This is a genomic window from Vibrio agarivorans (assembly GCF_030409635.1).
GTDB lineage: Bacteria > Pseudomonadota > Gammaproteobacteria > Enterobacterales > Vibrionaceae > Vibrio > Vibrio agarivorans.
Window position 1 is genome coordinate 1,031,293 of the sequence record NZ_JAUFQF010000004.1, and the last position, 22,414, is coordinate 1,053,706.

Annotated in this window: 25 protein-coding genes; 22 read left to right on the forward strand and 3 right to left on the reverse strand. The window is 48.0% G+C overall.

Annotated elements, in window-relative coordinates; translation table 11 throughout:
* The first annotated feature begins 304 nt into the window (after positions 1 to 304).
* The 8 genes from QWZ05_RS13285 to QWZ05_RS13320 are packed head-to-tail and all read left to right on the forward strand — an operon-like array spanning position 305 to position 8,258.
* Positions 305 to 1,168 carry a MotY family protein gene (locus tag QWZ05_RS13285; protein ID WP_264874558.1) on the forward strand — a complete coding sequence of 288 codons (864 nt, stop codon included), beginning with the start codon at positions 305 to 307 and terminating at the stop codon, positions 1,166 to 1,168.
* 20 nt (positions 1,169 to 1,188) lie between these two features.
* On the forward strand, positions 1,189 to 2,544 hold the full coding sequence (locus QWZ05_RS13290) for a sigma-54-dependent transcriptional regulator (RefSeq protein WP_390216605.1): 1,356 nt from the start codon (positions 1,189 to 1,191) through the stop codon (positions 2,542 to 2,544).
* A gap of 17 nt (positions 2,545 to 2,561) precedes the next feature.
* Complete coding sequence (gene fliE, locus QWZ05_RS13295) at positions 2,562 to 2,894, forward strand: flagellar hook-basal body complex protein FliE (protein WP_264874556.1); 333 nt, start codon at positions 2,562 to 2,564, stop codon at positions 2,892 to 2,894.
* A gap of 10 nt (positions 2,895 to 2,904) precedes the next feature.
* Complete coding sequence (fliF, locus tag QWZ05_RS13300) at positions 2,905 to 4,620, forward strand: flagellar basal-body MS-ring/collar protein FliF (protein WP_290298794.1); 1,716 nt, start codon at positions 2,905 to 2,907, stop codon at positions 4,618 to 4,620.
* Entirely contained in the window at positions 4,610 to 5,635 is a 1,026-nt protein-coding gene (locus QWZ05_RS13305; protein WP_264874554.1) for a FliG C-terminal domain-containing protein, read from the forward strand. Before fliF ends, QWZ05_RS13305 begins: the two co-directional genes overlap by 11 nt.
* 1 nt (position 5,636) lies before the next feature.
* Positions 5,637 to 6,497, forward strand: a complete 861-nt coding sequence (fliH, locus tag QWZ05_RS13310; protein ID WP_290298796.1) for a flagellar assembly protein FliH — start codon at positions 5,637 to 5,639, stop codon at positions 6,495 to 6,497.
* Entirely contained in the window at positions 6,494 to 7,837 is a 1,344-nt protein-coding gene (gene fliI / locus QWZ05_RS13315; protein ID WP_290298798.1) for a flagellar protein export ATPase FliI, read from the forward strand. The genes fliH and fliI overlap by 4 nt, the downstream gene beginning before the upstream one ends.
* Positions 7,827 to 8,258, forward strand: coding sequence for a flagellar export protein FliJ (locus QWZ05_RS13320; protein ID WP_264874551.1), 432 nt, complete (start codon positions 7,827 to 7,829; stop codon positions 8,256 to 8,258). The genes fliI and QWZ05_RS13320 overlap by 11 nt, the downstream gene beginning before the upstream one ends.
* A 38-nt stretch (positions 8,259 to 8,296) precedes the next feature.
* On the opposite strand, the gene flgN is transcribed toward QWZ05_RS13320, so the two are convergent.
* The 3 genes from flgN to flgA all read right to left on the reverse strand — a co-directional run bounded on the left by flgN (position 8,297) and on the right by flgA (position 9,864).
* Complete coding sequence (flgN, locus tag QWZ05_RS13325; protein WP_264874550.1) at positions 8,297 to 8,752, reverse strand: flagellar protein FlgN; 456 nt, start codon at positions 8,750 to 8,752, stop codon at positions 8,297 to 8,299.
* The gene (gene flgM, locus QWZ05_RS13330) at positions 8,752 to 9,048 is read right to left on the reverse strand and encodes a flagellar biosynthesis anti-sigma factor FlgM (RefSeq protein ID WP_264874549.1); all 297 of its coding nucleotides are present in this window, start codon (positions 9,046 to 9,048) and stop codon (positions 8,752 to 8,754) included. The genes flgN and flgM overlap by 1 nt, the downstream gene beginning before the upstream one ends.
* 78 nt (positions 9,049 to 9,126) lie before the next feature.
* Positions 9,127 to 9,864 carry a flagellar basal body P-ring formation chaperone FlgA gene (gene flgA / locus QWZ05_RS13335; protein ID WP_290298800.1) on the reverse strand — a complete coding sequence of 246 codons (738 nt, stop codon included), beginning with the start codon at positions 9,862 to 9,864 and terminating at the stop codon, positions 9,127 to 9,129.
* 168 nt (positions 9,865 to 10,032) lie between these two features.
* On the opposite strand from flgA, the gene flgB reads away from it, so the two are divergent.
* The 14 genes from flgB to QWZ05_RS13405 all read left to right on the forward strand — a co-directional run bounded on the left by flgB (position 10,033) and on the right by QWZ05_RS13405 (position 22,242).
* Complete coding sequence (gene flgB, locus QWZ05_RS13340) at positions 10,033 to 10,398, forward strand: flagellar basal body rod protein FlgB (RefSeq protein WP_264874547.1); 366 nt, start codon at positions 10,033 to 10,035, stop codon at positions 10,396 to 10,398.
* A gap of 3 nt (positions 10,399 to 10,401) precedes the next feature.
* The gene (gene flgC, locus QWZ05_RS13345; protein WP_264874546.1) at positions 10,402 to 10,839 is read left to right on the forward strand and encodes a flagellar basal body rod protein FlgC; all 438 of its coding nucleotides are present in this window, start codon (positions 10,402 to 10,404) and stop codon (positions 10,837 to 10,839) included.
* Positions 10,840 to 10,848: 9 nt separating this feature from the next.
* Positions 10,849 to 11,556 (forward strand): flagellar hook capping FlgD N-terminal domain-containing protein, encoded by a 708-nt coding sequence (locus QWZ05_RS13350; RefSeq protein WP_290298801.1) that lies wholly within the window; start codon positions 10,849 to 10,851, stop codon positions 11,554 to 11,556.
* A 54-nt stretch (positions 11,557 to 11,610) separates the two neighbouring features.
* Positions 11,611 to 12,801 carry a flagellar hook protein FlgE gene (flgE, locus tag QWZ05_RS13355; protein ID WP_290298802.1) on the forward strand — a complete coding sequence of 397 codons (1,191 nt, stop codon included), beginning with the start codon at positions 11,611 to 11,613 and terminating at the stop codon, positions 12,799 to 12,801.
* A gap of 11 nt (positions 12,802 to 12,812) precedes the next feature.
* Positions 12,813 to 13,544, forward strand: a complete 732-nt coding sequence (locus QWZ05_RS13360) for a flagellar basal body rod protein FlgF (RefSeq protein ID WP_264874542.1) — start codon at positions 12,813 to 12,815, stop codon at positions 13,542 to 13,544.
* Between the two features lie 11 nt (positions 13,545 to 13,555).
* On the forward strand, positions 13,556 to 14,341 hold the full coding sequence (flgG, locus tag QWZ05_RS13365) for a flagellar basal-body rod protein FlgG (RefSeq protein ID WP_290298803.1): 786 nt from the start codon (positions 13,556 to 13,558) through the stop codon (positions 14,339 to 14,341).
* A gap of 20 nt (positions 14,342 to 14,361) precedes the next feature.
* Positions 14,362 to 15,039 (forward strand): flagellar basal body L-ring protein FlgH, encoded by a 678-nt coding sequence (gene flgH / locus QWZ05_RS13370; protein ID WP_264874540.1) that lies wholly within the window; start codon positions 14,362 to 14,364, stop codon positions 15,037 to 15,039.
* Positions 15,040 to 15,048: 9 nt separating this feature from the next.
* On the forward strand, positions 15,049 to 16,188 hold the full coding sequence (locus QWZ05_RS13375; RefSeq protein WP_264874538.1) for a flagellar basal body P-ring protein FlgI: 1,140 nt from the start codon (positions 15,049 to 15,051) through the stop codon (positions 16,186 to 16,188).
* A gap of 11 nt (positions 16,189 to 16,199) precedes the next feature.
* Complete coding sequence (locus QWZ05_RS13380; protein ID WP_290298804.1) at positions 16,200 to 16,760, forward strand: rod-binding protein; 561 nt, start codon at positions 16,200 to 16,202, stop codon at positions 16,758 to 16,760.
* Positions 16,757 to 18,130, forward strand: a complete 1,374-nt coding sequence (flgK, locus tag QWZ05_RS13385) for a flagellar hook-associated protein FlgK (protein WP_290298806.1) — start codon at positions 16,757 to 16,759, stop codon at positions 18,128 to 18,130. The genes QWZ05_RS13380 and flgK overlap by 4 nt, the downstream gene beginning before the upstream one ends.
* Positions 18,131 to 18,139: 9 nt before the next feature.
* Positions 18,140 to 19,045, forward strand: coding sequence for a flagellar hook-associated protein FlgL (gene flgL, locus QWZ05_RS13390; RefSeq protein WP_264874535.1), 906 nt, complete (start codon positions 18,140 to 18,142; stop codon positions 19,043 to 19,045).
* A gap of 53 nt (positions 19,046 to 19,098) precedes the next feature.
* Positions 19,099 to 20,154, forward strand: a complete 1,056-nt coding sequence (locus QWZ05_RS13395) for a hypothetical protein (RefSeq protein ID WP_290298809.1) — start codon at positions 19,099 to 19,101, stop codon at positions 20,152 to 20,154.
* A 258-nt stretch (positions 20,155 to 20,412) separates the two neighbouring features.
* Positions 20,413 to 21,000 carry a hypothetical protein gene (locus QWZ05_RS13400; RefSeq protein WP_264874533.1) on the forward strand — a complete coding sequence of 196 codons (588 nt, stop codon included), beginning with the start codon at positions 20,413 to 20,415 and terminating at the stop codon, positions 20,998 to 21,000.
* Positions 21,001 to 21,180: 180 nt separating this feature from the next.
* Positions 21,181 to 22,242, forward strand: coding sequence for a flagellin N-terminal helical domain-containing protein (locus tag QWZ05_RS13405; RefSeq protein WP_290298812.1), 1,062 nt, complete (start codon positions 21,181 to 21,183; stop codon positions 22,240 to 22,242).
* Positions 22,243 to 22,414: the final 172 nt, after the last annotated feature.

Genomic DNA, 22,414 nt, shown 5'->3' on the forward strand with positions numbered 1-22,414 from the left:
TTGCGGGGAGTGTTTGTTTTAATGTCAATGTGTAAAAGTGTGTTAATGGCATTGCATCCTGTTGCTGATAAAGTGTGATCTTCGCCCAAGTAGAGAAAATAACCAGTGTCATTACTATGGAAAATATTAATAAGCGCAAATAGCATGTTCTCGAATTTATTATTTCCTACTATTTAATCTTCTTTTTTAATTGAGTTCTATATTTGTTGCGTGATTATGTCGTATTAAAAATAGAGATAGATAGAAGGTAAGCGGTGTTCTGACTTACATGTGTAAGTTTTATCGAGTTGCTGAAGGAATAAACATGACACTTATTAGGTTACTAGTTGTTGGTATGTTCACTATGCCAACCTTGCTACTCGCACAAACCATTCAAAAACCATTGGACTTGGTGGAATGGCGATTTTCAGGCAACCGATTCCAATGTTTGATGGAGACGCCTCTCAAGTTTGATGGCCATGCTCGCATTCAAGTTCAATCAGGTAAAGAGCCAGAGTTATTGATTGAAACCTTTCAAAGACCAGCCGCATTCGATTCTGCATGGCTGAGCGTTAACCAGCAGGTTTGGCGCATCAATGCTCAAGTTGAGCGTTGGTTAGACGGAGATTCAGCAGGAGAGTATGGCGTGCGTTTTTATGATGCTCAGACGATTAAGTCTTTGCTGAATCAGATGGAAAAAGGCGCTTGGGCGCAGGTTTCAGTATTGGATAAGCAGACAGGTAAGCCGATCAGTTGGGATATCCCAGCGGTTAATTTTTCCCACCCAATGCAAGAAATGAAGCTCTGTATGGCGAACTTGTTACCGATGAGCTACTCGCAGGCCAAAGATAACCAATTCTACTTTAACTCGAACGCGACCGAGCTTGCTAAGAGCGATAAGCGCGTGCTTGATGATTTGGTTCAGTACATCAGCTGGGACTCTTCCCTTACGACTATTTTAATTGATGGTCATACGGATGATCAGGGGCATGCATTGAGTAATATTGAGCTTTCCCGTCAACGTGCTAATCAAGTGCGCAACTATCTTGTGAGTCAGGGCGTTAATGGCAAAAAGATTCAAGTTCGAGCTCATGGTCAGCGTTACCCTCAAGTCAACCATAGTGATGCTCAAACACGACATAAAAACCGTCGTGTTCAAGTGCGCTTGGTTCAAGGAGGTGCATCGTGAATCGCGATGGACGCACTCAGATTATCTTTGCTCATCCTTGTCTTGAGCACTCATACCGTGTTCAGCAAGATATCGAGCGCGCAGGTTACTCTTGTGTTTGCTTTACCGCAGGCTTTGATGCCCTGATTCGTTTAAGCGCAGCGCCAGACGCTATTTTAATCGCCTCATCTAAGCTCACAGATATGGCGCTGCTAGAAGTGATCGAAAAATCAAAGCATCTTTCCCCGCACTCGACCACCATCGCCATGGTGGATTACACCAGCAACCAGTTGGCAAGTGAGGCGATGCGTGCCGGAGCTTCGGACTATCTGCTAGAGCCTTATCAACCTCAGCAATTGATTGACTTGATTCAGCGCGTCTCAACCGTGCGCCGAACCTCTGATGATCTCGTTGCCAGCAGTTGGCGCAGCCAACAAGTACTGCAACTTGCTCACCGCGCAGCACAAACAGATGCCACAGTACTCATCACCGGTGAGTCTGGGACGGGTAAAGAAGTGCTAGCAAAATATGTACACCAGCATTCATCACGCAAGGACGCGCCTTTTGTTGCGATTAACTGTGCAGCTATTCCGGAGTCAATGCTAGAAGCGGTACTGTTTGGCCATGTTAAGGGAGCATTTACGGGAGCGACTTCAGCCCAAGCAGGTAAGTTTGAAGAAGCTGAAGGTGGGACGCTGCTATTGGATGAGATTGGTGAAATGCCGATGGCGGTCCAAGCAAAATTGCTGCGTGTCTTGCAAGAGCGTCAAGTTGAGCGTATCGGCAGCCACAAAGCGATCCAGCTTGATATCCGAATTATCGCCGCTACCAACGTAGACCTTCAGCAAGCAGTCGCTGAGCGTAAATTCAGACAGGACTTGTACTACCGCTTGGATGTGCTGCCTTTGCAATGGCCACCGCTGCGCGAGCGCAAAGAAGATATCCTGCCGTTAGCTGACCATTTCATTGCCAAATATAATCGAGGCTGTAATGAAACCTGTCGTTTAACCGCAGAAGCTCAACAAGCCCTTGTGACCTATGACTGGGTTGGCAATATCCGTGAGCTAGAGAACACCATTCAACGCGCATTAGTTATGCGTCATAGCACATGGATTACTCCACAAGATCTTATGTTGCCGACACTGCCCTGTGTTGCTGCGGCCGTCGACCGTCCACTGACGCCAGAGATGCAGCCACAGGCGCGACTAAAGAGCACTAAAAAGCACGCTGAAAATCAGTTCATTCTCGACACGTTGGCTAAATATGACGGGCGCAGAAACTTAACCGCAGAAGCTTTAGGAATTACAACGCGAGCTTTGAGATACAAGCTTGCGGCTATGAGAGATCAGGGAATCGATGTCGATACCGTTCGCCAATATGCCCATTCAGCGGCTTAATTGAGAGAGTCATTTTCATGTCAATGCAACAATCTGCGATGCAGCAGAGCATGATCAGTAACATGGGGGCGATGCGAGAGCGCGCTCAAACGGGGATCGAAGTCCACGCTAATCCACATACTGCTCAAAAAGATAATTTTCATACTGCAATGAAACAGGCGGTGCGCCGAGTTGATGATCATCAGCAGCACGCCAGTCAGCTTACTGCTGACGTGGATGCAGGTCGATCTGATGATCTGGTTGGTGCGATGGTCGCAAGCCAAAAGGCCAGCATCTCTTTCCAAGCATTATCTCAAGTCAGAAACAAAGTACTGTCAGCGTATGACGATGTACTGAAAATGCCACTTTAGTGAGGGTTAAATGAGCGTAACAACTTTAGAAAGCCAGCCAAGCGGCACAGAGCAACCTGCTCGTTGGAAACAGTGGCAAAGCAAGGCTCGTGAATTTACCTCGAGCAATCACAAAGCCATGGTTATAGCCGCGTTAACCGCGTTAATTACCGCGTTTATCGTTGTGATCCTATGGACCAAATCGACACCTTATCGAGCACTCTATGGTGAGGCCGAGCGCTACGACAGCGCAGAAATCCTCGATGTTTTGACTCAGGTGAAGATTGCTTATCAAATCGATAACCATACAGGGCAAGTGTTGGTACCTGAAAACAAATTGGCTGACGCGAGAATTACTCTGGCTGCACACGGTGTAAAAGCCCAACTGCCACAGGGTTTGGATATTCTTGATAAGGCGACAGGGTTAGGTACTAGTCAATTTATTGAAAATGCTCGTTACCGTCAGGGCCTTGAGGGAGAGTTAGCTCGCACAATTCTTGCGATTAATTCTGTGAACTATGCACGCGTGCATTTGGCTATCCCTAATCGAACCCTCTTTGTTGGTATCAATGAGGAGAAGCCATCTGCGGCGGTCATGGTAGAGCTACTACCTGGGCGCACGCTAGAGTATCAGCAAGTCGAAGCCATTGTGAACTTGGTGAGTGGCAGCATAACTGGTATGCCTCAAGAGGGGGTTTCAGTGGTGGACCAGCACGGAAACCTGCTGAGCGCAGACATTCGTGACGGCGCACAAAATCGCTTGAGTGTTCAATTCCACGAAATGCAGCAGCGCACTGAGAGAGATATTGTGCATCGTGCGACAGATATGCTGACGCCTCTGCTTGGTATGGGTAACTTTCGCGTTCAAGTGTCTGCAACACTGAATTTTGACCAGATAGAAGAGACACAAGAGTCGCTCGATGGTGACCCAGTGGTGCGCTCGGAGTTCAGCAAGCAAGATAACTCTCAGGGCCAAATGGCTTTGGGTATTCCAGGAGCACTAAGCAACCAAGCGCCAGTTGATGGTGAAGGGGCCAATAACGAGTCACGCAATGAACGTGCTGAAAGTTCACGTCAGTATGATTTTGGCCGCAAGGTTCGTCATACCAAGATGGCACAAGGCGGTATTGAGCATCTATCGGTTTCAGTGTTACTCAATGATGCGGTCAACGAACAGGGTTGGCAGCAAGCCGAGTTAGAGCAGATTGCACAGATGGTCAAAGATTCTGTGGGGTATATCGATGATCGTGGAGACCAGTTTAGTCTGCATGCATTCAATTTTGCGAGGGAACCAGAAGTGGTTGCAGAATCAGTGCCTTGGTGGCACCAACAACACAATCTTGCGCTGATCCAATATGGCTTGTATGCCTTGATCACCTTAAGTTTTATTTTCTTTGTATTGCGTCCTTTAGTGCGCTCACTGGCTACACCGACAGTGAAAGCCGTATCCGAGTCCACATCAATGGCAGCAGCACCAAGCCTTGCCGCGTCAGCCGCGCCGGTTTCGATGCCTACTGGCAAGATTGACAATGACCAAGACCTAGCGGATGCGCTGATTGATTCAATGATGGGCGGCGGTGGCCTTGCTGAGGATAGTGGTGCCAGTTCAAGTCAAGATATCTATGACTTACCGCCACTAGGTTCAAACTTAGAGGTTCAAGTAGAGCATCTGCAAAAGTTAACCGATGCAGAATCTGAACGTGTCGCTGATGTAGTGAAAAAGTGGGTGAATTCAAATGAGTCTTAATAATGTATCTCTACCTGATGACGTATTGCTAAACCCGATTGAGCAAGCGGCAATCCTGTTGCTTAGCATGGGAGAAGATGCAGCAGCTAAAGTCATGGCGCATATGTCTCGTGATGAATTGTTGAAGGTGAGCCATGCTATGGCTCATCAACCTGCGATCAAAAGTATTGAAGCGCAATTTGTGTTGCAGGGCTTTTTTGATGAATTCCGAGCACAGTCTGGGATCAGTGGAGCATCGCGCACCTTCCTCCAGCGAACACTGGACAAAGCATTGGGCGGACGCCTAGCACGAAACCTACTTGATAGTATTTACGGTGATGAAGTACGCACGGTGATGCAACGCCTACAGTGGATTCAACCAAGCCAGTTAGCGAACTTCCTGAGCTATGAGCACATTCAGATGCGAGCGCTGTTTATTGCTTTTCTGCCCGCGAATATTGCGTCAGAAACGATAGAAGAATATGACCAAGAGACGCAGAAAGAGCTACTGTTCCGTATCGCTAATTTAAGTGAAGTCACTCGCGAAGTGGCAGAGGAGCTGCAAGAGCTGGTTGATCGTTGTATTGAATATCTGGCTGACAATGCCAACTCGCTTGTGGAAGGTGAGCAGCAAGCGGCTGACATCATCAACCGTTATCAAGGTGATCAAGCCGGTCTCATGGAAGCACTGCAAGAGCATGACCAAGAACTGGTAGAGCGCCTGAAGGGTAAAATGTATGAGTTCGGCATTCTTACTCGTCAATCAGAAGCGATTCGCACCCAGATTGTCGAGTCAGTGCCAATTGAAACATTGGCGATGGCGATGAAGGGCGCGGATGCTCAGACACGCAAGTCGATATTCTCTATTCTGCCTAAGCGTATGCGTCAGTCATTTGAGTCTGAAATGGCTGCAATGGGTAAGGTATCAATGAGCCAAGTCAAGCGTGCGCGTGAGGAGATCATGGAGTACGTTCGTGAGCTAAACGAGTCTGGTGAAATCACCTTACAGCTCTATCAAGAGAAAACGGTGGATTAACATGTCTCGACGCAATCGCATAATGCGCCTTGAGCCGCATCAATATCGTAGTTTTCGTTTTCCACCTATTGTTGAGCCCTCTGCTCTCAATGCCACAATGCAGCCTGCTGAACCATCACTCGATGACGAGTTTGGTCTTGGTGAATTTACCGGCTTTGATGAGTTCGATGTTCTTGGCAGCAGTGAAGAAAAAGAAGATTTTTCTGATGAGTTAGAGACATCCGAGAGCATCAGTGGTGATATTCAGCAGCAATACAGTCAGGGCTTTCAACTTGGCATGACCAAAGGCTATGACGAAGGTGTCAAAGAGGGCCTAGAGAAAGGCCAAGCGCAAGGCTTTGAACAGGGCCTACTTGCGGGTCACGAACAAGGGGTAGAGCAGGGTAAACTTGAAGGAAAGAAAGCCTTTCTTGAGGCCGCTGTCCCTTTTGTGGCGATGACAGATAAGTTGAAAAGCTTGTTCACAGAGCAAGAGCGTCGCCAACGTGAACAGGTATGCGAGCTGGTAAGAAAGGTATCTCAGCAAGTGATCCGTTGTGAGCTGACGTTGCAACCTCAGCAGATTTTGGCTTTGGTCGAAGAGACACTCGAAACCTTACCGAGTGAACCAGTAGGCATTAAAGTGATGATGGCGCAAGAGGAGTTCTCGCAAATCGAACAGGTGGCTGCTGAGAAGATAGAGCAGTGGAACATTGTCTGTGACCCAAGTCTTCGTCAAGGAGATTGCCGCATTGTCACCAAAACTGCTGAAGCAGATGCAGGCTGTGATCAGCGTTTAGAAACCTGCATGCAGTCAGTACAAAAGCACCTTCTTGAAGAGCCCGCTAATGAGCAAGCAGAAATGTTAGAGCCAAGTCTATGAGCAATGCCATTGATCAACGTTTAGAAGAAGCAATGGCCTCAATCAATACCGTACCCGTCGCGAAAGTGACGGGTCGCTTGGTTAAGGTCACAGGGTTAATGCTCGAAGCGGTGGGATGTCGACTTCTTACCGGTCAACGCTGCTTGGTGGAAACGGGCAGCGGAGACAAGATTGAAGCGCAAACCGTCGGCTTTAATCACGACGTGGCGTATCTGATGCCGATTCGCCCAGCAACGGGCCTCTTCTCTGGTGCCCGAGTATGGCCAGTTGAGGGGGAGTGTCAGCTTTCGATCAGTGATAGCTGGTTTGGCCGTGTTGTGAATGGTCTCGGTGAGCCTATTGATGATTTGGGAAAACTTGGTTTAGGTGAGCGGATCAGCTTGCAGGGAAATGCGGTAAACCCAATGAAGCGCCAGCCGATTACTCAGCCGCTCGATGTTGGCGTTAGATCGATCAACAGTATGCTGACAATGGGCAAAGGTCAGCGTATGGGCTTGTTTGCGGGTAGTGGTGTCGGTAAGAGTGTCTTGCTAGGAATGATTACCCGTGAGACTCAAGCCGATGTCGTCGTCGTTGGTCTGATTGGTGAGCGTGGCCGTGAGGTGAAAGAGTTTATTGAGCATGCGCTTGGCGCTGAAGGCTTAGCCAAAGCCATCGTGATTGCTTCACCTGCCGATGAGTCACCCCTGATGCGTCTTCGTGCCTCTCAGCTTTGTCACCGTGTGGCAGAGCACTATCGTGATAAAGGTAAAGACGTACTTTTGTTGATGGATTCTTTAACTCGATATGCGATGGCACAACGAGAAATTGGTTTGGCTTTGGGCGAGCCGCCGGCCACCAAAGGCTATCCACCTTCAGTGTTTAGTATGCTGCCACAACTTGTTGAGCGAGCAGGTAACAGTAGTAACCCCAAAGGCAGTATGAGCGCTATCTATACCGTTCTGACTGAAGGGGACGATCAACAAGACCCGATTGCTGACAGTGCCCGTGCGATCTTGGATGGCCATATAGTACTCAGTCGTCAACTGGCGGAATCAGGCCATTATCCGGCTATCGATATAGCTCAATCCATTTCCCGAACCATGCCGCTAGTGGTAGACAAGCCACAGGTACAAAATGTGATGCAATTTAAGCATCTATATAGTCGCTATCAAGAGGTCAAAGAGCTGATCCCATTGGGTGGTTATCAACCTGGTAATGACGAGGTGATGGATACCGCAGTTCGAGTGTATCCTGCTTTAATGAGCTTTTTACAGCAGGCGCAAGATGAAGCCTCGGCGTTTGAACAGTCACAGCAACAACTCGCGCAGCTAATTGGAGAGATCTCAAATGGCCGCTAAACAAGGTTTACAGCGCTTTCGCGATATCAATCAAGACCGATTGGAAAAATTGGGGCAACAACTGCAGCAGCAACGTAATCAAAGTGAGCGCTTTGAGAACAACCTTCAGCAGCTAAAAACCATCTATGATGAGTGTCAGGTCAATGATGGTGAAAGTGCCATGGCGTGGCGTAATCGTCATCAATTGCGTGGTAACTTACAGCATCTAGAAAAGCTACAGCAGCAGCACTTTGCATTAGCGCAAGCAGAGCAACGACGCCTACAGCATCACCTGCAACAGCAAAATATCCGAGTAAAAAGTTTGGATACCGTGCTTGATAAGCGACATAAAGCCGAGCTTTCTCAAGTATTGAAAGCTGAGCAGAAGCTCAATGATGAAATTGGAGCACAGCGTTATTTCCAGCGTCAGCTGAATGGATAGATGATACAGCGACAGTAACCCCAGATGATATTCTGGGGTTATTCTGCTGGGTAGGTCTCAGGAGAGTAGGTTTGCGGCTCAGATTTATGCGTCAGCTCTGACAAAATACTGTGCTGCATAGAGAGCAGGTTACCATTGCGTTCATTCTGCGCTTGGCATTCAGACACCACGGCTTGTAGCTTATTCCAATTCTTGGTTAAAGGTTGTGCGATGCTGTCCGGTAGAGCGTTAATTAACTTATCAACGCCTTGTGCGTCGGATGACACGCCAATTTTAATCAGCAGCTGGCTGCGTTTTGCTGCACGATTCTCAAGCTTAGCGAGGAACTGTTGATATTGAGCGGCAGTTTGCTCAAGGCGTTGTGAATCGCGTTGCGCTAGCAAAATATGCTGAGTACGCAGCACCTTAAGGAGTGCTTGGTAATCTTTTACATCCAAGCTTACTTCTTGAATAAATGCTTTAATCGCGGCGATTTTATCGCTGTTCATACTCATTATGAGTCGCGTTGATGGGTGTTAAAGATAGCACCTGCTAGCTCATCTAAATCAATCTTAAAATCACCTTGTTTTAGCTCTGCACGAATTTGGTTTACCCGCTCTAGATCAACATCAGGCAAGTCATGAAGCTCTTGTTGTAGAGATTCAAGTTCACGAGCTTGCTGGCTTACTTTCGATAAGTGAGTCACATCAGCACTTGGTTGTGCGCTGCTCTCTTTTACTTTATCCGTCACCGGCTCTTTGACTACCGGAGTTTTTAGCATGCTTGGATTCGTGTTAGGACCAATTTTCATTGTCTGTCTCTCTCTACTAAGTGGGTCACTTACTAATAACGACTCACAAACCTAGCGCCTTAAAATCATTCCAATAAATTAAAACAGCGTTTGTACTTTGCCAGGCTCGATGATGATGGCGTTAATGATGTTGCCAGAACGGACATTACGAACACGAATTTGTTGGTTGTCATAACCGCTTTCCAGCGCGACTCCAGCTGTGGATGTAGAAAAGCCATCACCACTCGCCATCATGACCACTTGTTCGCCACGCTGAATGATATAGGGCGCACTGACTCTTTCGGGTGAAATCATCCGTCCTTGACGGATCTGTCGCTGAGCGCGCTGATTAATCAGACGTGAAGGTAGAGCAACAAAATCACGACTGAGTCGTGAGAGCGGCATAGTGCGCATTTCAATGTCCTCAACCGAGATTAAACTGTCCTTCGCAATAGTGTGCTTAGCATAGGCGACTTGCACCTGTGCATCAAAGTGCGCTTGAGCCTGAATGCTCCAACCAGACACCTCAGAGCAGGTGACTCGATAACGTAAGTTACCTGCAGGAAAGCGGCGCTTATCTCGCCTTTCTACCTCAAGTGGTTGTGAGCATGCGAGCCGATGGCTGCCTGATGGCAAGGTTGTTGAGATCTCTGGCTGTTCCAATTGCCAGCCATTGTTTTGCTGACTGACTTCAATCTGGCGTGTGATATCCGACTCAATCGCTGCTGAAATAACGTCATTGAGTCTGCTGTCTGCACCTTCACTGGCCACCGATGTTGCAACCAAGACTAAACCGGTCAGTCCGATTAACGCCTGTCGACAAATATTCTTCTTCATTTTTTGCTCAACCTTTCCCCTTTCCTAGCCACTTCCTATTGGGCGGAAATATTACTTCCTAAGCACTTAGGTTTTGATTTCAATTTATTAAAAATCAATAACTTAAAAACTGGCACGTAACTTGTTAATACTAGCGCCTAACCTAGAAATTATTGGCAAGGATACTCAATGACAATCAGTTTTGATAGTGCTCTTGGCGTTCATCCTCACGCACTCAATCTGCGTGCAGAGCGCTCTAAGGTGATCGCAGGCAACTTAGCAAATGTGGATACCCCAGGGTTTAAAGCGCGTGATTACGACTTTCAAGCAGCGCTAGCTGAAGTCGAGACTCGTGCTCAATTAGGTCATTCGATAGAGCTGTCTACTGAGCAGCTTAAATATCGCAATCCATACAACAACTCGGTGGATGGCAATACCGTTGAGCTGGGCGTAGAGCAGGCAGCATTTGCACAAAACTCAATGGACTTTGAAACCAGTTTAACGTTCCTCAATATGAAGTTTAAAGGGCTGTCGACAGCCATTACAGGTCAGTAATTTATGTCATTTTCCGATGTTTACCAGATAGCAGGCTCAGCGATGACGGCGCAAACCACGCGCCTAAATACCATCGCCAGTAACTTAGCCAATGCCAACTCAGGCTCAACCACAGAAGCGGAGACTTATCGTGCACGTAAGCCAGTTTTTGCAACGGTTTATGAACAACATCAGCAGTCGCTGTTTGGCTCGCAACAAAGTTTCTCGGCAGGTGCTCGTGTGCAGGTGCTTGATGTCGTCAATACCGACGGTCAGCTAGACAAGCGCTATGAGCCAGGGAATCCGATAGCCGATGCTGATGGTTATGTGTTCTACCCAAATGTGGATGTGGTGCATGAGATGGCAGACATGATGTCAGCATCACGCAGTTTTGAAACCAATGTCGACGTGTTAAGTCGTACTCGCAGCATGCAGCAAGGCCTGCTCAAGCTAGGGCAATAGGAGTAAACGATGCTAGCGGTAATGTCAGATGGCTCTAATAGCCAAACCAACAGTGATGGTCAGATTGCCTCAAACGGCGGTCAAGACAATACATTCTTAACCTTGATGATCGCACAGATCCAAAACCAAACGCCTCTCGACCCACTTGATACCACACAGTTCATGACGCAGCTCGCGCAGATGACTCAGGTGGAAACGATGCAGAACATGAACTCGACAGTCACCAACCAGATGGTACTGCTGGACAACATTCAGGTGTTAACCACGGCAGGCATGGTTGGGCAGGAAGTACGCGTCTCGACCAATGAGATCGAGTTTGAAGGTGAAACCCACAACGGCGTGATTGACCTGACTAGCTCGGTTGAAACGCTAAACATCGAGATTCGTGATGATGCGGTTCAACTGGTTAAGACGATCGAACTTGGCGCAAACAAAGAAGGTGAAGTGGAGTTTGCTCTTGATCCGAAAGCATTAGGTCTTACCGATGGTCATTACGCATTGAAAGTCGTAACAGACGATTCAGATTACACACCAGAGCTGATGATTGAAGGCGTGATCGACAAGATGCGTATTCCACCAGGTGGCGGCTCACCAGAGTTCTTAATCTCTGGCGTTGGCTATGTACCGTTCTTCCAAGTGACTCAATATGGCGACCTAGAACCTAGTGATGATGCGCCAACAGTCTCTCCATTTATGAGTCGTCTGGCCCGTAACTAGACCTTAGGTCTTTGCCAGTGATGACAGCATTTTAGAAATTTAGGAATAATTCAAATGAGCTTTAACATTGCAATGAGTGGCCTGAACTCCACTTCACAAGAGCTAAACACCATCAGTAACAACATCGCCAACGTTTCAACGGTTGGTTATAAATCGTCACGCGCCGAATTTGCAGCGGTAATGAACGGCGGCATGGGTGGCGGTGTAGAAATGTCATCGGTATCTCAAAGCTTTAATGGTGCCAACATGGTGATGACAGGTCGCTCAATGGATCTGGCGATTGGTGGTAATGGCTTCTTTATGCTGGAAGGTGCAGACGGTTCAACAACATACACTCGCGCAGGTATGTTCCACCAAGACAAAGACAACTTTATCGTTAACAGCAACGGTGACCGCCTGCAAGGCTATAACGTCGACGCTAACGGCAATGTGATGACAGGTTCAGTGGCCGACTTGCAAGTGAAAACGGGCTCAGTACCCGCAAAGGCAACGGGCAGCGTTGATTTTGCAGCCAACTTAGATGCAGGCGCTTCAGTGATTGATACCGAGGTTAATGAATTCGATCCAGAAGACAACGACAGCTACAACTCGTCTTACACCACCACCGTTTATGACTCTCTAGGTAATGAGCACACCCTAACGCAGTACTTCGTCAAAACCGACGAAAATGAGTGGGAAGTGCACTACACCATGAACGGTGAAGTGCTTGATGAGACCACATCAATGACGTTCGATACCGACGGTAACCTAACGGCACCAACAGGCAATGTAGGCATCAACTTTGACCCAGAAAATGGCGCGTCAGCGATGTCATTCGATATCAGCATGAGCGGTACAACGCAATACGGTAGTGACTTTGCGGTATCAACCAACCGCTCTGATGGTCATACCGCAGGCGAACTGACCGGTGTAAGCATTGATGAAGATGGCTTCCTATTTGCCAACTACAGCAATGGTGAACAGATGATGCAGGGGCAAGTAGTGCTAGCGGATTTCCCGAACAGCGGTGGTTTAGTTCAAGTGGGCTCTACGGCATGGAGCGCGACACAAGCATCAGGTCAGCCTCTGGTTGGCGCGCCAGGTACGGGCACATTAGGCGGACTGAGCGCTGGCTATCTTGAAGAGTCAAACGTTGATCTCACAGGTGAACTTGTAGGCTTGATGACCGCTCAGCGTAACTACCAAGCCAATGCGCAATCACTATCGACTCAGCAGCAACTGACTCAAGTTCTGTTCAATCTGTAGGGCTCATCTAGATGGATAAGATGATTTATACCGCTGCGTCGGGGGCATCTCGAGTGTTTACCGCGCAGCAGATCACCACCAATAACCTGGCCAACATCAATACGCACGGCTTTCGTGCTGACATGGAGCGTGCTCAGTCGTATGCGGTTCAAGGTGCGGCGTATGACACTCGTGCACTTGTGCAGCCTCAAACCAGTGGTACACGTTTTGACCCAGCAGCCCTGCAGCAAACAGACCGAGCGTTAGACCTTGCGATTCGTGGAGATGGTTTCTTTGCGGTGCAAACCGATGCCGGAGAGCAGGTTTACACCCGCGCAGGTAATGTTGAACGCAGCCCAGAAGGCGATCTATTTATTAACGATATGCCACTGCTTGGCAACGATGATGCACCAATCAATGTCCCGCTCTATAGCTCTATCGAGTTTGGTGATAACGGCACGATTAGCATCGTTCCTGAAGGGGAAGAGATCGCCATTGATGTCGGTCAGGTGAAATTAATCAACCCAGACACCACAGAGCTACAAAAGCTTTCAACGGGCTTGTTTGGTAGCCAAGAGCCCATCGCACCCGCAGAAGATGGTGAAGTGATGATGGTGTCTGGCTATCTCGAGCAGAGCAACGTGGTTGCTGTAGAAGAGATGGTCGCGTCAATGCAGCTTAGTCGTAACTTTGAGATGCAGCTAAAAATGATGCAAACCGCAGAAAAAATCGCTGAAGCGGGTAACCGCTTAGTTCGAGCGTAGAGGATAAATAGATGAACGCAGCACTATGGATTAGTAAAACCGGTCTAGCCGCTCAAGATGCAAAAATGGCGACCATTTCTAACAACCTAGCTAACGTAAACACGGTAGGTTACAAGCGCGACCGCGTCGCATTTGAAGACTTGTTCTATCAGATTCAGCGCCAGCCAGGTGCGATGGTTGATGAAGTAAACGAACTGCCTAGCGGCATTCAGCTTGGCTCGGGTGTACGTGTTGTTGGTACACAGAAAGTGTTCACTGAAGGCATGTATCAAACCACCAATCAAAGCCTTGATGTGGCGATTGATGGTCAGGGCTTCTTTGAGCTTGAGACAGCCGATGGTGAGCTAGCTTATACACGCAATGGTCAGTTCCACTTGAACTCGGAAGGCATGATAGTCACCGCTCAAGGCTTGCCTTTGGCTGCCAACATCCAAGTCCCAGATGATGCAGAAACGATCACGATTGGTAACGATGGCACAGTAACGGCGAAAGTCGCGAACAACGACATTCCAGTCGATATTGGCCAAATCAACTTAGCAAACTTTATTAACCCAGCCGGCCTTGAAGCACTTGGTAGCAACATGTATCGCCAAACGGCATCAAGTGGTGAGCCAATCGATGGTATCGCAGGTGAAGGTGCATTTGGTCAGCTTAAGCAAGGGGTGTTAGAAGGCTCAAACGTGCAAGTGGTGGAAGAGATGGTCGATATGATCACCACCCAGCGCGGCTATGAGATGAACGCCAAAGCACTCTCTTCATCTGATGAGATGCTGCAATACGTTAACCAAGTTCTTTAAGCGGTAGGAAGGTATCACTCATGCTGAGATGGCTAACACTGCTTTGTAGTGTGTGGGTATTAGCAGGCTGTGTTTCGAACAGCACGCCCTTAATCGAAGATAGACCGGCGCCAGACGATGACGTATATGCGCCGCCAGCACTGGATTATTCATTGCCAGATGCAAGCTCAGGCTCGGTGTATCGCGATGACTATATTTGGACCCTGTTCCAAGATCGCCGCGCCTATCGCGTGGGGGATATCTTAACCGTGTCGCTGGATGAAGATACGCGCTCGAGTAAGCAAGCCAACACCAACTTTGGTAAAAGCTCCTCCGCTGGGGTCTCTGGTGGTTACGACACCGGAAGTAGTGCCCGCAGTGGCTCAGGAAGCTTATCTGGCGATCGTGATTTTAATGGCGGCTCAGCCAGCTCTCAGCGTAACTCGTTGAGTGGTTCTATCACGGTTATGGTGCACGAGGTTCTGCCAAATGGTGTACTTCGCATCAAGGGAGAAAAGTGGCTGCGCCTAAATCAAGGGGATGAATTCATTCGTCTTAATGGCCTAGTGCGTGTTGATGATATCAACAACGGCAATGAAATTTCATCACAGCGAGTGGGTGATGCGCGCATTACGTATTCGCAAAGCGGCATTTTAGCTGATGCAAACGAAGCAGGTTGGTTGACCAAGCTGTTTGTGAACCCGCTGTTTCCACTGTAAGAGGCTGCAATGATTAATAAAGTTATGGCTGTCGTCAGCCTCTTTCTCGTCACGGTTTTTATTATTTTCACCCATCAGGTCAAAGCGAATGACTCTTTTTCAGCGAGCGAACGTCATCTGATTGATTTAGTTGATATTCAAGGTTTGAGAGAGAACCAACTAGTGGGCTATGGCCTAGTAGTTGGCCTTGATGGCACCGGTGACCGCAACCAAGTGAAGTTCACCAGCCAGTCGGTGACTAACATGCTGCGTCAATTCGGCTTACAGCTAGATGACAATATTGACCCTAAACTGCGCAACGTCGCGGCGGTCAGTGTACATGCATCGATTCCTCCGATGTCGGGCAAAGGCCAAACCATTGATATCACCGTATCATCGATTGGTGATGCGAAAAGCTTACGTGGCGGCTCTCTGCTGATGACACCACTGCGTGCGATTGATGGGCAGGTTTACGCTGTCGCACAAGGCAACTTGGTGGTTGGCGGGATTAAAGCAGAAGGTCGCACTGGCTCAAGCATTACGGTTAACGTCCCAACCAGTGGCCGTATTCCTTCTGGTGCGATTATCGAGCGTGAAATTCCGTCTGATTTCGTCTCTAAGCCAGTCGTGACGCTGAACCTCTTACAACCTAACTTTACTACCGCAAGAAATATCTCGCGCACCGTTGATGAGATGTTTGGCCCAGATACCGCAGTGGCCGTGAGCCACGCTCGTATTGAACTGCAAGCCCCGGAAGATCTAGAGCAGCGTGTGATATTTATGTCGATGCTAGAAGAGATGAAAGTGGATATCGGTAGGCAGCGTGCTCGCGTGGTGTTTAATACGCGCACAGGTACGGTGGTTGTTGGTCAAGGGGTACAAATTGGCCGAGCTGCGGTCAGTCACGGCAACCTAACGGTGACGATTGGTGAATCGTTCAACGTCAGCCAACCCAATGCTTTTGCTGGGGGCAACACCGCAATCGTGCCGGAAACGGACATCGACATTACTCAAGAGGCTAACCCGATGTTCATCTGGCCGGAAGGTGTAGAGCTCGAAACTATAGTGACAGCGGTAAACAGCCTTGGTGCGTCACCGGATGACTTAATGGCAATTTTGCAGGCATTAAATAGTGCAGGTGCACTGAATGCCGAGCTTGTGGTGATATAGGGAGCGCAGCAATGAGTGTAACAATTATGCCAGTCAACCCGATGGCGCTGCAGGCGATGCCAGCCAGTGCCATGATGAATCAACCCATTGCTAAAAACAGCCTTAGCAGTGATACAAGTGCGGTGACAGCTTTTGATAGCCGTAGCTTGAATGACCTCAAGTTAGCCGATGAAAAAGAGGCACTTGAAGGCGTCGCAGAACAGTTTGAGTCGATGTTTTTACAGATGGTGCTCAAGCAGATGCGTCAAGCCAGTGAGGCCTTAAGCAATGATGAAGATAACCCACTGTTTAGTAGTCGAGAGCTAAAAACCTACCAAGAGTTCTTTGATGGTCAGATCTCAATTGAGATGGCGAAAGGCCGTTTAGGTCTCGCGGAGTCGATCGTCGAGCAGCTATCAAAAGGCTTATCGGAGTCAGCGCCGGAAATGGCTTCAAATGAATTTAAGGAAACGCCACAGACGGTCGCTTTATATTCACAACAGCAGCAGAAACAAACGCTTGCAGAACAACAATCCACGCGAGCATTCCAGCAACCGTTACTGCTTGTGAATGATAAGGAGTCAACATTATGAGTTTGATGAACATTGGTTTATCCGGTGTGACCGCAAGCCAAATGGGTATGAATGTCACGGCGCAAAACGTTGCCAACATCAATACTCCTGGCTATAGCCGCCAACAAGCCGTATTTGGCACAGTTGGCCCAAAAGGCATGGGCGAGGCGGGTAATGGCGTGAGCGTCAATAGTATTCGCCGCATCACTGACCAATACCAAACCAATCAACTGTTCCGTGCTAGCTCAATGATTGGCTCAACGTCGACTTCAGCACAGCAACTGCAACGTCTAGAGAATTTATTGTCTGCGGACTCGATGGATTTAGATCAAGGCTTTAATAGCTTCTTCTCTGCAATGAACGGTGCGAGCGTGTCGCCTTATGGCTCAGCACATCGCATGCAAATCATCAGTGAAGCAGAGGCGTTAGCAAATCGCTTTAATCAGCTGAGCAGCTCGCTAGACGGTCAATATTCCGATCTTAACGAGCAGCGCAGCAGTGCGGTATCACAAGCCAATAGCCTGCTTAACAACATCAACAAGCTCAATGAAGAGATCCGTAAGGGCGAAGCCAACGGTGCGAACACTTCTGCACTGCAAGATGAGCGTGACGTGTTGATCACTGAGTTGTCTGAGATTGTTGAAGTGCGCGTAACGGATGCAGGCGATGGCACCCTAGATCTCTCACTGCCAAATGGTCAGCCGTTGCTGAGCGGTAATCAAGTCGCTCAGTTTGGTCTGCAAACCGACCCGAATAACCCGCAAAGTAAAGTGTTGAGCCTGAGCTTCAACGGCCAAGACTTTCCAATCGGCTCTGATATCGGTGGCAAACTAGGGGCGCTGGATGATTACGAGCACGACGTACTTAAGCCGTCGATGGAAGTGATCAACGATATTGCATTGGAGTTTGCCACTGCGTTTAACGATCAGCTCGCTGAAGGTTTTGACCTTGAAGGCAATGCAGGTAAGCCACTGTTTACCTTTGACCCAGGCAACCCAGCCGCCACCTTGTCGATTGACCCTGATTTCAGACCAGAAGATCTCGCTCTTTCGGGTGATGGTACACCAGGCGACAACGGCAACTTACTCAAGCTGATCGAAATCCAAGAGCGTGAATTTGATATTGGCCATTTAGGCACACAAACACTCGGCGGTGCGTTTAGCTCGTTAGTGGGCGATGTGGCGGTGAAATCTCGCCAGGCACAGTCTGATTATCAAGCCGCGGGTAATATTTACGTACAAGCCACAGTCGAAAAATCGGGCACGAGTGGCGTCAATATGGATGAGGAAGCGGTCAATCTGATGAAATATCAGCAAGCCTACCAAGCCAACTTGCAGGTGATCAGCACCGCAAACCAAACCTTTGCTTCTGTAATGCAGCTGTTTTACTAAGGAAAACTCATGCGTGTAAGTACTAATCAATACAGCCAAATGATGTCTTCAAGCCTTAACAACAACTCGTTAGGCTTGAACAAACTGATGCAGCAGATGGCGACGGGTAAGCGTGTGTTATTGCCGTCGGATGACCCAATGGCTGCGACGCGAGTGATGAGCTTGGGCCGTCAACAAGCAGCGATTAGCCAATACCAAAGCAATATCGATTCTGCTGATTTGGCGCTGAAAAGCCAAGAGACGTACCTTTCGAATTCTGTAGATGTAATGCAGCAAATTCGCGACTTGATGTTGTGGGCAGGTAACGACACCAATGGTGTTGATGAGCGTGAAGCAATCGCAAGTGAACTTGAACAGCTGCAAGACACGCTGGTATCGCTCATCAATGCCAAAGATGAGAATGGCAAATATATCTTCTCAGGCAACGAAGTGAACACTAAGCCACTTGAGAAAGATGAAGACGGTAATTGGGTCTACAACGGAGACTCAGGCGTACGTGAGGTGGTGATTGGCGATGGTGTGACAGTGAAGCTAAATGTTAATGCTGGCGATATGTTCTTCTCTGGTGACAGCAACCTATTCAATCAGATTGATGCTTTGGTAGAAGAGTTACGTGATCCAGATTTTTCTGCAGGTGATAGCGATATTATCGAGCAGAGCGTAAAAATGCTCGATGATGCATTAGGTAAGGTCACCGGTGAAATCACCAATTTAGGTGTGCGCCAAAACACTATTATGACGATGTCAGATGGTCACAGTGAAGTGGAGCTATTCAACAATCATCTGATTGGTCAGCTAGAAGATCTAGATTATGCCGACGCCATGATTGAGTTCAATAACTATCTGTTGGCACTGCAAGCGACACAAGCGACTTATATGAAAACGGCGAACATGTCGCTGTTTAGCATGATGTAACCCAAGACATTATTCACTAGAAAAACAGCAATAAGATAGGTAGATAAATCACTATGGTTTCTCAAATTAGCGATTTAAGATCAGCATCGGCGGGTAATAATCATCAACCGAGTGTGATTGCCAAACGCGCAGAGCAAACAAGCTCGGTTGCAGAGAGTCGCCAACGCGATCCCATTCGCCTATCTCGCACCCTAACGCCGGAGCACACTCGCCAACAGAGCTTGCTTCAGCGTGCGCAGCAGCAATTGGCTTCAGCGCAAGTTGCCGAGCAAAGCTTGATGGACATAGGTAAAGGGCTGACTGAGCTTAATAAGCGATTAAGTCATGCCGCGCGTTCTTCTCAGGCTTCGCATCAGCTGCAAACCCATATTGAAAAACTCACGACGAGTTTAGAAAACAGCTACGAAAATGCAAAATATCAGGGGCAATCGTTAATAAGCCGCCAGCTCAAGCCTATCTACCATGGTGAAGCCCAAACCACTTTTAAGATGAAGGGCTTGGATACGCAGCGTGTGGTGGGCCGAGATGAAATGTTGGTTTTTAATCTTGGTAAAGGCGGAGCCAGTGCCGTTCCAGTAAAAATCCCGGCTAATGCCAGCCCAGAAAAGCAAGCGCAGCAGTTTCGTCATGCGTTTAACGAGCATGGTATTGGTGTCGGTTTAGACAGGCAGCGCCAATTGGTCTTTAGTGCCAATGAAGGTGACTGGGAGCGCCTGCAGCAGAGCTTAAAGGTGACAGGCCAAGGGGAACGATTCCCTGCCGGTAAAGCCAATCGAGCTCGAGTTGAAACCACTCAGCTGCGTTTTGAGCCAACCAAACTTAAGACCGATCGCCAAGCGTTGAGCAATAGTCAAAAAGAAACCAAGCAGCTAATTCAACAGGTGAAAGCCAGTGTACAAGAGCTGCGTGATTATCGCCGCAACATCAATGAGAAGATGTCGAGCATCAGTAACCAGCACGCGATGTTGTCTGATTTGTCTTTAGAATCAGCACAACAAGACCTTGCTAGCATTCTACCAGTCGAGATGAGCTTTACTCAGGTGTATCGCAATATTCAAATGCAGGCTAATGTGCACCGTCATACTGTCGTGGCATTGCTCTCTCGCTAACTGGATAACCAAACGAATAATCATAAAAGCCCTCACTATTGAGGGCTTTTTTAGAGATATTGAACTACCAGAACCAAAGACAGAACTCAAAAATACCGTCACCCTGAACTTGTTTCAGGGCCTACTCCCAACACGCGAAACAGCCTGAGACTCCCTCAGCAAGATACTGAGCCAAGCTCAGCATGACGGTAGATGTCAGAGCTCTCGCTCAGAAGTGATGAGCTTTATCCGCGACTTATTAATATAGCGAGGCAACCCATGCAGTCTCAACTTCCACCCGGCATCGAAAAATTGGTTCGCATCGAACCACAGCAACTGAAAAGTGAACAGCAACTCTCACAACCTGCACAAAGTGCCACGCACGTGCCAGCTAGGCATGGCCAGCAGCAACTGCCGCATTTAACCATGCCGCTTGCCCAGTGGCAGGTGGTGAGAATGCTTTATCCGCCACATTCCAACACCGCAACAAGCAAAGATGCCTTGTATCAAGTGCAGCAAATGGTGTCACCCACGCTGCGTATGCCAACAGAGAGTGGCGTATTGACAGCAAAATTTGAGTTAGAGGGACAGGCTCATCAGGTGCGCTGGCAGATAACTCAAGGGGAGACGCAGCTCCTTGCCTCAACGCTGGCCAATGAACAGGTATTGAAGCTTATTCCTTCAATCAGCGGCGGTTGGCATTTAGTGAGTCGCGGATTGGATATGGTCGAGCCGTTGCAACTGTTATGGGGCGCAAATGATAGAATCTCTATCAACTCTGACCGCGATAACTCTCACCTTTTGTGGTTTAAACGTGTGTTAGTTGTGGCTTTTGGTGTCACGGCGATTCTTGTTTTGGTTATCTAGTTGACGGAACAGATGCTCAAATACCCGGTATTTGACACAAAAAAGGCAGAAATAGAACTTAAGATATTTTTTTTCTTGTCGTGGATGAAAAAAGCAGCGATTTTGAATTTAAGCTCCCGTTTGAGCATGACGTTTTGTAGCTATGTAAGAGATACAGCATAACCAAAAGAGGACTTAACCATGCTATCTATCCACACTAACTACACGTCACTATTGACGCAAAACAACCTGAATAAGACATCTGCGTCAATGGACCAAGCGATGCAGCGCATCTCAACAGGTTTCCGTGTAAACTCTGCTTCTGATGATGCAGCAGGTCTACAAATTGCAACTCGCCTACAATCTCAAGTGAATGGCCTATCTACGGCATCTCGCAACTCTCAAGATGCAGTTTCTATGCTGCAAACAGCGGAAGGTGCTTTTGATGAGATGACTAACATCGGTCACCGTATGAAAGACCTTGCAACACAAGCTGCCAACGGTACTAACTCAACTGATGAACACACAGCAATGCAAGCTGAGTGGAATCAGTTAGTTGACGAGCTAGATAGCATTGTTGCAAATACTCAGTTCGGCTCAGGTAACAACCTGTTTGCTGTTGGTGGTCAGTTTGACGGTCAAATTACTTTCCAAATTGGTGCATCAACAAATGAAACTCTAACTATTGATGTATCAGAGGGGCTAGGTGATATTCGCGATGCAATTACAGCTCTAAAAGGTATAGATCTTTCTGCAGCTGGTGGTTGGACTGACGCTAACGGTGATGTATTCACAGATCACACTGAAGCAGCAGCAGCTGGTTGGGATATTGACGAAGTTACTAGCTTTACTGCTGAGCAAATTGCTCAACTAAAAACAGATGGGTTGACGGACGAGGATATCTTTAATCTTGATACTCGTTCAGGCGCAGCGAAGGGTATGGATTCTGTCGATGAGCTACTAAATGGTGGTGGTATTAAGTTTACTACTGATGATTCTGGTGACATTGACGGTTCACTTGCTACATCTGGTATCGGTGCTCTTCGCTCTGAATTAGGTGCTACTATTAACCGTCTAGACCACACAGTAGTTAACCTGGGCAACATGCGTGAAAACACTGAAATGGCGAAAGGCCGTATCATGGATACAGACTACGCTGTTGAATCTTCAAACATGATGAAAAACCAGATGCTAACGCAAATGTCTATGTCTATGCTTTCTCAAGCAAACGGCATGTCTGGCATGGTAATGAGCCTAATCTAATCGATTGCTCCTTTCCTTATAGTTTTATGAAAACCGCAGTTGCTTGGCTGCGGTTTTTTTAGTTTGTATCTCTGTCGGTCTTGTCGGCCACTTGCACTGTCATGCTGAATTTATTTCAGCATCTACTCACGATATTTGACCATCTCAACGCGTGGTTGTTAGACCCTGAAAT

Excerpts from the sequence above, each read along its gene's own strand:
- QWZ05_RS13285 (WP_264874558.1), top strand. The coding sequence starts at position 305 with ATGACACTTATTAGGTTACTAGTTGTTGGTATGTTCACTATGCCAACC.
- fliE (WP_264874556.1), top strand. The coding sequence starts at position 2,562 with ATGTCAATGCAACAATCTGCGATGCAGCAGAGCATGATCAGTAACATG.
- fliF (WP_290298794.1), top strand. The coding sequence starts at position 2,905 with ATGAGCGTAACAACTTTAGAAAGCCAGCCAAGCGGCACAGAGCAACCT.
- QWZ05_RS13305 (WP_264874554.1), top strand. The coding sequence starts at position 4,610 with ATGAGTCTTAATAATGTATCTCTACCTGATGACGTATTGCTAAACCCG.
- fliH (WP_290298796.1), top strand. The coding sequence starts at position 5,637 with ATGTCTCGACGCAATCGCATAATGCGCCTTGAGCCGCATCAATATCGT.
- fliI (WP_290298798.1), top strand. The coding sequence starts at position 6,494 with ATGAGCAATGCCATTGATCAACGTTTAGAAGAAGCAATGGCCTCAATC.
- QWZ05_RS13320 (WP_264874551.1), top strand. The coding sequence starts at position 7,827 with ATGGCCGCTAAACAAGGTTTACAGCGCTTTCGCGATATCAATCAAGAC.
- flgN (WP_264874550.1), bottom strand. The coding sequence starts at position 8,752 with ATGAGTATGAACAGCGATAAAATCGCCGCGATTAAAGCATTTATTCAA.
- flgM (WP_264874549.1), bottom strand. The coding sequence starts at position 9,048 with ATGAAAATTGGTCCTAACACGAATCCAAGCATGCTAAAAACTCCGGTA.
- flgA (WP_290298800.1), bottom strand. The coding sequence starts at position 9,864 with ATGAAGAAGAATATTTGTCGACAGGCGTTAATCGGACTGACCGGTTTA.
- flgB (WP_264874547.1), top strand. The coding sequence starts at position 10,033 with ATGACAATCAGTTTTGATAGTGCTCTTGGCGTTCATCCTCACGCACTC.
- flgC (WP_264874546.1), top strand. The coding sequence starts at position 10,402 with ATGTCATTTTCCGATGTTTACCAGATAGCAGGCTCAGCGATGACGGCG.
- QWZ05_RS13350 (WP_290298801.1), top strand. The coding sequence starts at position 10,849 with ATGCTAGCGGTAATGTCAGATGGCTCTAATAGCCAAACCAACAGTGAT.
- flgE (WP_290298802.1), top strand. The coding sequence starts at position 11,611 with ATGAGCTTTAACATTGCAATGAGTGGCCTGAACTCCACTTCACAAGAG.
- QWZ05_RS13360 (WP_264874542.1), top strand. The coding sequence starts at position 12,813 with ATGGATAAGATGATTTATACCGCTGCGTCGGGGGCATCTCGAGTGTTT.
- flgG (WP_290298803.1), top strand. The coding sequence starts at position 13,556 with ATGAACGCAGCACTATGGATTAGTAAAACCGGTCTAGCCGCTCAAGAT.
- flgH (WP_264874540.1), top strand. The coding sequence starts at position 14,362 with ATGCTGAGATGGCTAACACTGCTTTGTAGTGTGTGGGTATTAGCAGGC.
- QWZ05_RS13375 (WP_264874538.1), top strand. The coding sequence starts at position 15,049 with ATGATTAATAAAGTTATGGCTGTCGTCAGCCTCTTTCTCGTCACGGTT.
- QWZ05_RS13380 (WP_290298804.1), top strand. The coding sequence starts at position 16,200 with ATGAGTGTAACAATTATGCCAGTCAACCCGATGGCGCTGCAGGCGATG.
- flgK (WP_290298806.1), top strand. The coding sequence starts at position 16,757 with ATGAGTTTGATGAACATTGGTTTATCCGGTGTGACCGCAAGCCAAATG.
- flgL (WP_264874535.1), top strand. The coding sequence starts at position 18,140 with ATGCGTGTAAGTACTAATCAATACAGCCAAATGATGTCTTCAAGCCTT.
- QWZ05_RS13395 (WP_290298809.1), top strand. The coding sequence starts at position 19,099 with ATGGTTTCTCAAATTAGCGATTTAAGATCAGCATCGGCGGGTAATAAT.
- QWZ05_RS13400 (WP_264874533.1), top strand. The coding sequence starts at position 20,413 with ATGCAGTCTCAACTTCCACCCGGCATCGAAAAATTGGTTCGCATCGAA.
- QWZ05_RS13405 (WP_290298812.1), top strand. The coding sequence starts at position 21,181 with ATGCTATCTATCCACACTAACTACACGTCACTATTGACGCAAAACAAC.